The following is a 6,851-nucleotide window of genomic DNA, read 5'->3' on the forward strand; positions in this document are numbered from 1 at the left end:
ACACACGCCATTAACACATCTTCAAAAAATATTTCCGCAGTTTGTGGTCTAGCAATGTATTCTAAAAAAAACTCATTAGTTGGCCCTTCATCCATATGGAATTTTGTCATACCATGTAATGCACCATTTGAACCTCCACCACCAACAGTACCTGATATATCATAACTGTCACAACCAAAAGCTCCCATGTGTTCATTACCAGGATATTTAATTCCGTTTTTAAAATAGTATTGATTTTGTAATTGTTTATTTGGAGTCCATGTAACATAAAATCTACCCCTATCATTTGGAGAAAAAATAACTTCTGTATCTTGTATTCCATTTTTCCAAGAAAAAGAACCTCTTGTTACAAATCTGTCTTTTATTAAAGAATCATTGTAATCTATTTGTTGATATAACTTCTGTAAATTAAATAAAGATTGTTTGCTTTCATCTCTAAAAGCATGTGATTCTGTTCTTGGAAATTGTCTGTAGTATTCGTTTAATCCATCAGGGTCAGACTTGAGTCCTTCAACTTCATTATTCCAATGATCAACAACTCCTTGGTCTATAACCTCTCCTAAAGGGCCTTCTAATTCTTTTGAAGGTTCATCAAATACAGGATGCCCATATATATCAATAAATCCTTCATAATTCCATTCCATAGGGATGAAAAGTGAATATAGTCCACTTTTAGTTTGACCATTCTTGTTTCGTTTTCCCACATCGGAATCTGAATATAATTTTTTAAAATTACCCCCTCCTTTTTCAAGAGAATTTGAGGTACTTCCCATCATACATTTTCCAATAATTCTAGAACCCAATCTAAGACAGGTTTTAGTAACCCTCCAGTTATTTAATATATTATCAGGTCTTTCCCATTTCCCACTTTCATCGTGAGCAAGTATTTTTAATTTTTCCCCATCGTATGAGTTGTCCCCTGTGTTTTTCCAGTCAATGGTGGTATCGAGACCTTCGAGTTCCTCAACGGCTTGATTTTGATCAAGTTTCTTTCTGGTAAGTTTGGATGCTGGGACTCTATACGCAAGCTCCGTCTTCGGCCTGTCCATTCCGTCTTGGATTGGTTTGAAGAAGAACGGATAGTTGAGGGATATGGGTACGACTTTATCGGTGAACATCTTCTTAGCATCCGACCCTGTTTTTGACAATATACCAAAACGTGAGTCACGTGAGGTGGTTGCTGTATGCACGAGTTCTGATGAGGACATAAACGAAAAGCCTGAACGCCTGTTTTTAAGATAGCACATTCCGTATGAACGAACGTCCGCTTTGCATGCCTCCCAAAATATATAGAATAATCTATTGGACTCTCTAAAGTCTGGCTGCCCAATATCAATTTTGGTCCAGCGCAAGTACATGTAATGAGAACCAGTAATATAAGTAGAAACGCCTTTGTTATTAAACCAAAAACCTTCTTCCCTTCTTTCAAACTCTTTGTCAATATAGTCATACCATTATTCTTTAAAAGTATCAGGATATTTTTCCCAATCAAATACATTTTTAATTTTACTTAATTCTTTAGGATATTCTAATTTATCCCAATAATTACCTTCAAAATTATAAACATCTTTTTTTTGAGGTAAAGCAATTTTTAAGTTTTGTATTTCATATACTTCATCAATCGTGCCATCTTTAGAAATAACAACTATATCAAACTCCTTGTTATATCCATACTTCCATTTCTTAGATTTATTGTAAGACTTTAATACCTTTTGAGGTATAACATTTTCAAGTATTTTATATAAAGTTTGTTTATACATTATTTTGACCTTCCTTCAGCAAACCCTTTAAACGATGAAGCTTTATTATCTATATTATTAGTATCAAGCATATTGTTTTCTTCTTCAATTTTTGTTAAAATTTCAAAAGCATCAAATATAGCTAACTTCTTAGAAGCTGCTGCATTTTTTAATCTATCGGCTGCAATATCAGGAGATAACCCATCTAAGTCTTTTTTTAAAATACCTTCATTAGCAACTTTAATAAGTTCTTGTACAGCTTTTTTACCTGCTTTTATAATTTCTAATTTTAATTGAGTATTGTTCATAAAACCATTGTTATATTTTTATCAAACATTCTGTATAGTTTTTCACCATCTACATTAAATTCATATTCACTATCTGGCTGAAAAGAAACTTTATCTCCTTTATTAATGCCCTTACTAATTAAGTATTTATTAGGATACTTAACTAAGCCAATTAATGGCTCTTCCTCTGTGTGAGTTTTAAGGTAATGATTCCCACCTTTTTCAATAGGTTTAATCATGCAGTATTTAGAATGAGCTTTCCATTCTCCATTTTGCTTATACATAAAAAACTGATCGTTGTCTATAAAAAACAAATCGTCCTTAAAGAAGCTTTTTCCGCTCTTTTCTCTACCCTGCATATCATTGTAGTACTTAAATACATTATGATGCACTAAAAGGGTGTCTCCTGGCTTTATAGGGCCTGTGTAGTTTATTGGAGTTTCAACAACTATTGCGTATCGATTAGATACGGTATGATCTTCTTTAGATGAACTTGTTATTAAATTAACATTTCCAATCTTTATAGTGTTATCATACCTTTTGTTATTGCTCGGTTTTACAATAAAATTAAAAGGTGATTTCATTCAAAATTTATATTATATTCAATTGATATTGGCATATTAGAATTAAACTCTTTCCAAAGGAATATTTCTCCTTTTTTGTTTTCAATCCAAATTTTTATAGAATTGTTTTCTTCTATATGCTTTATCAAATGTATACAATAATTTCCATTTAAAATATCTTGACCTAAAATATAGTGCATAGCACTAGACTTGTAATCTGCTCCTACTGAAATTTTTCTTATATCCATTTAATTTAATTATTTAATTATACCATGTAAAAACTAAGTCTTCATTAATAGGTGTAATTTGAGATTGTATATTTGCTAATATTTTAGTTTGCATTGTTGGTATATCTAAAGATCCTTCCAACCATCCTACAACTATATTTTGAAATTCTTCAGTATTTGAATACGGTGTAAAAGGATCTCCTTCTAAATATGTGTAATTTTCAGTTCCGATAATAGTTCCTGTGTAAGTAATGTCGTCAGACTCTTCCGTTCCTACATATCTATAATGTACTGTGTAAATTACATTTTCTTGCCCTTCTGATTGAATGTGAGCGTTCATTGTGGGGATTTCCCAAGTGTAAATAACTGCCATTTTTTTTTATTTTAATTTTAGAAACAAGGCCCTATAGATGTTACTTCTCCTGTATCTGGGCCTGTTATTGGTATTTCTATAGTAAATTTACCTGAACCTGACCCATTAGAGTTAAATTGTCTTCTTCCTCCACCAAATAAAGGAGTAGTTCCAGCAGAATCTGAATAAACAATATCTCCTACAGCTGGGAAAGCACCACTACCATCATGGTAAAAAGTAGTATTAGAACTTGTAATAGTACAAGGATCTCTTGGAGAAGAAGTATTACTAAGAAAAGACGTAAGAGCATTTTGCGATCCATAATCTCTAAAGTTTAGTAATTGATTCTTACTTCCTTCGTATGCTGAATTAAAATAACTAGCATCAGCATCAGAAAAACAATCGTTTAAATCATCTGTTGTTGGGTTAACTTCTGTAACCACATCCTGTAATGTAAAAGTTGTAGTATTTGGAACACCCATTATATCCCTGCTTTTTCTAATCTAGCTTCTAATTCAGCTATTTTAGCTATTAATAAATCTATGTAATTAACTGTTTTGTATCCTTCTGCATCATCTCCAACAAACTCAGGATGAGATTTTTCTAACTCTTGCGCTATAACACCTGTTCTATATAAGCCCTTTTCTTCTTTCATTTCAAAAGACTTCCAAGCAACATCTATTTTATTAGGCGTTAATGACTTTACTTTTGTTTTTAATCTTTCGTCAGAAGACAATATAAAGTTAGTAGCAGTAACTGTAGAGGTAAACCTACCTGTACCTGATACATCTAATTTATAACTAGGTGCTACCGTTCCAACACCTAAGTTACCCCCAGTTGGCTGTAGAGCCATACCAAAATTCTCACCAGCATTTGACTCTCTTTCACATTGTATTGTAAACAATCCATTGGAATATGCTCTGGTTACTAATCCATAAGGAGCAAGATTATATGTTAATGTTCTAGCTATAACTGTTCCTCCAGTTGCTCCAGCTGCTGCGTTTATCTGCCTGTAAGTACCTAACACGTCAAGCGTAGTTGCAGGACCAGTCGTTCCGATACCTACATTACCTGATGAGTTAATACGCATTCTCTCACCTCCAGAAGTAGCCCAACTAATAGTGTCGTTAGCAGGAAATCTCATATAAGTATTTGTGTCTGCTGTGTGATAAATATACTGTGAAGCATATATAGATCCGTTTACTTGTAAATTATTGGCAGCTGTTACCTGACTATTGTTGACCTCTAATCTTTCAGTACCACCAGTTACAACTCTCCATTGGTTATCCGCATGGAATTGCATGTATGTATCAGAATCTCCATCATGAGATATTTTTTGACCTATAATAACATCAAGACCAAATGTTTTAGTTCCTCCAAAAACTTGAGTTCCTGATGCTGTAACAATACCTGATGCAGAAGCATCTGCAGGAGGTAAAGGTGTGTCTGCACCAGTAGAGGAATATAAGGTAAAAGTAGATGGGCCTCTAGCATAGGTTAAATTAGTTCCAGTTGCATTTAAAGTAACAGCTCCTGATGTTCCTCCACCTGTCATATTTGTTCCTGCAGTTACCGATGTTATATCACCTGTATTTGAGGTGTAACCTGCACCATTTGTAATGGCGTTATTATTTAATGAGATGTTAGCAGTTCCATTAAAAGATACTCCTGCAATAGTTCTAGCATTTAATAACTTAGTTGCACTACCTGCGTTACCTGATACTGTTGTTTGTACAATGTTAGGCGCTGTGTTTGTTATAGTCAACGTACCACCACTTGCAGTAGAAGTAAGTTCAGATTGTATACCAGTCCCTTCTGCAATAGTTACTGTTTCTCCATTGGATACTGTGCTTGTTTCTGTGCCATTACCTTCTTTTAAAATCCAAGTAGACATTGAACCACCTGAAGATGTTACATACCCAGAGTCATTAGTCCATTGAGAAATGTTACCAGATTTGTTTGTAAACGTCTGGGTGTTAGAAGCTGTTGTTGTACCTGTATTTGAGGTGTAACCTGCTCCATTAGTAATAGCATTGTTGTTTAGAGAAATGTTAGCAGTACCATTAAAAGATACTCCTGCTATTGTTCTTGCGGTTAATAATTTGGTAGCAGATCCTGCGTTACCTGTAATAGTAGTCTGTACAACATTATTTACAACACCTAAGTTTGTTCTAGCTGCTGACGCTGTACTTGCTCCTGTTCCACCATTAGCAACTGATAAATCAGTACCTGACCAATCTGCGTTGTTAATAGCTAAGTTACCTCCAAGTGTTAAGTTACCTGAAGTTGTAACTGTACCTGTAAGAGTTAATCCATTTTGTGTACCTGTTCCACCAACGCTTGTTACTGTTCCTGATGTACTTGTAAAACCAGCGTCATTATTAAATATGCTTAATCCTATTTCACCTGCACGTTTTCTTCTTTCAGCACCACTATCTAATACTATGAACTCGTCATTAGTATTCATACCTGCTGTCATATCTGTAAATTCAGATAAATCTAAAGTTAATCCTGTTGTTGTTGAATCTAAACCAGCACCTAAGCTTATTTCAGTTAAATCTAATGTAACAGCAAATGTAGAGTTACCAGATTGATTAGCTGTAAATGTAGCACCACCGTCAAGACCCGTACTTGTGGTCATTGTAAGTGTACCATTACCAACTGATGGTATTGAAGATGAAGTTATATAACCTGAGTTATTAGTCCATTGACTAATATTACCAGATTTATTTGTAAACGTCTGTGTGTTAGAAGCTGTTGTTGTACCCGTGTTAGTTGTGTATCCCGCAGGGTTAGTTGCATTATAAGGAGTAAATCCTAACCCACCTGTAACATTTGCACTTGTAAGTGAAAGTGTTCCTCCTAAAGTAAGATTTCCTGAAGTAGTAACTGTACCAGTTAATGTTAATCCGCTAACTGTACCTGTAGTTCCTACTGAAGTAACTGTACCTGTGCTAGAACTTGTACCTGCCCCAATTAAAGACCTTACTTCAGCCGCAGATATACCTGAGTTTAAAGATGGTGTTGTACCATTTGATAAAATTGCTGGAGTACCTGTATCTGTAACCTTAGCAGTGTTAGCCGTAATAGCATTAGCTTGTGCTGTAGTAATTGTTGTAGTATTACCAGCTTTTGCTGTAGACGCTGTTGTACCAATTGCTAAATTAGATGTGCCTGTTGCACCAGTAGCTACAGCAGTAATTCTACCATAAGCATCTATTGTTATAGTATCAATTTTGGTTCCATTTGCACTAGAGCCGTATGCTCCAGCACCTGCACCTCCCGTAGCCATATTTAATGTTACAGACCCACTTGTGCCACCACCAGTTAAATTAGTTCCAGCAACTACTGCAGTAATGTCTCCTTGTGGTATTGTAGGAAAAGATGTAACATCACCTTGACCATTAATGTAATCTGTGCTGCCTCCTGTCCATAAAAAAGCTAAAGTACCAGATGTTGTAATTGGAGTTCCACTTAAAGACAAACCATCACCATCAATACTTGCCGCAACAGATGTAACAGTACCTGTATTTGTAGTATACCCAGAATTATTAGTCCATTGAGATATGTTATTGCTTGCAAGTCCTAAAGTTACAGAACCGGAAGTTCCACCTCCTGTTAATTTGTTTCCTGCTATAACATTGGTAATATCTCCTTGAGGAATACTAAAAGATGTAGTTAAA

7 protein-coding genes and 1 pseudogene are annotated in these 6,851 nt (G+C 34.8%); all 8 read right to left on the bottom strand.

Features of this window, described 5'->3' with window-relative positions; all coding sequences use genetic code 11:
- A pseudogene (locus QNK89_RS07615) lies at window positions 1–803 on the bottom strand (hypothetical protein); the annotation flags it as partial.
- Between the two features lie 651 nt (window positions 804–1,454).
- Window positions 1,455–1,760 carry a hypothetical protein gene (locus QNK89_RS07620; protein ID WP_340170416.1) on the bottom strand — a complete coding sequence of 102 codons (306 nt, stop codon included), beginning with the start codon at window positions 1,758–1,760 and terminating at the stop codon, window positions 1,455–1,457.
- Entirely contained in the window at window positions 1,760–2,047 is a 288-nt protein-coding gene (locus QNK89_RS07625; protein WP_340170417.1) for a hypothetical protein, read from the bottom strand. Before QNK89_RS07625 ends, QNK89_RS07620 begins: the two co-directional genes overlap by 1 nt.
- The gene (locus tag QNK89_RS07630) at window positions 2,044–2,610 is read right to left on the bottom strand and encodes a hypothetical protein (RefSeq protein ID WP_340170418.1); all 567 of its coding nucleotides are present in this window, start codon (window positions 2,608–2,610) and stop codon (window positions 2,044–2,046) included. Before QNK89_RS07630 ends, QNK89_RS07625 begins: the two co-directional genes overlap by 4 nt.
- Window positions 2,607–2,837, bottom strand: a complete 231-nt coding sequence (locus QNK89_RS07635; protein WP_340170419.1) for a hypothetical protein — start codon at window positions 2,835–2,837, stop codon at window positions 2,607–2,609. The genes QNK89_RS07630 and QNK89_RS07635 overlap by 4 nt, the downstream gene beginning before the upstream one ends.
- A gap of 13 nt (window positions 2,838–2,850) precedes the next feature.
- Window positions 2,851–3,189 carry a hypothetical protein gene (locus QNK89_RS07640; RefSeq protein WP_340170420.1) on the bottom strand — a complete coding sequence of 113 codons (339 nt, stop codon included), beginning with the start codon at window positions 3,187–3,189 and terminating at the stop codon, window positions 2,851–2,853.
- A gap of 17 nt (window positions 3,190–3,206) precedes the next feature.
- Complete coding sequence (locus QNK89_RS07645; RefSeq protein ID WP_340170421.1) at window positions 3,207–3,650, bottom strand: hypothetical protein; 444 nt, start codon at window positions 3,648–3,650, stop codon at window positions 3,207–3,209.
- Window positions 3,650–6,851, bottom strand: a 3,202-nt coding sequence (locus QNK89_RS07650) for a tail fiber domain-containing protein (RefSeq protein WP_340170422.1), incomplete at its 5' end; no start/stop codon positions are given. The genes QNK89_RS07645 and QNK89_RS07650, both read right to left, overlap by 1 nt.

The sequence above is a fragment of the Lacinutrix sp. genome, from assembly GCF_037625555.1.
GTDB lineage: Bacteria > Bacteroidota > Bacteroidia > Flavobacteriales > Flavobacteriaceae > Lacinutrix.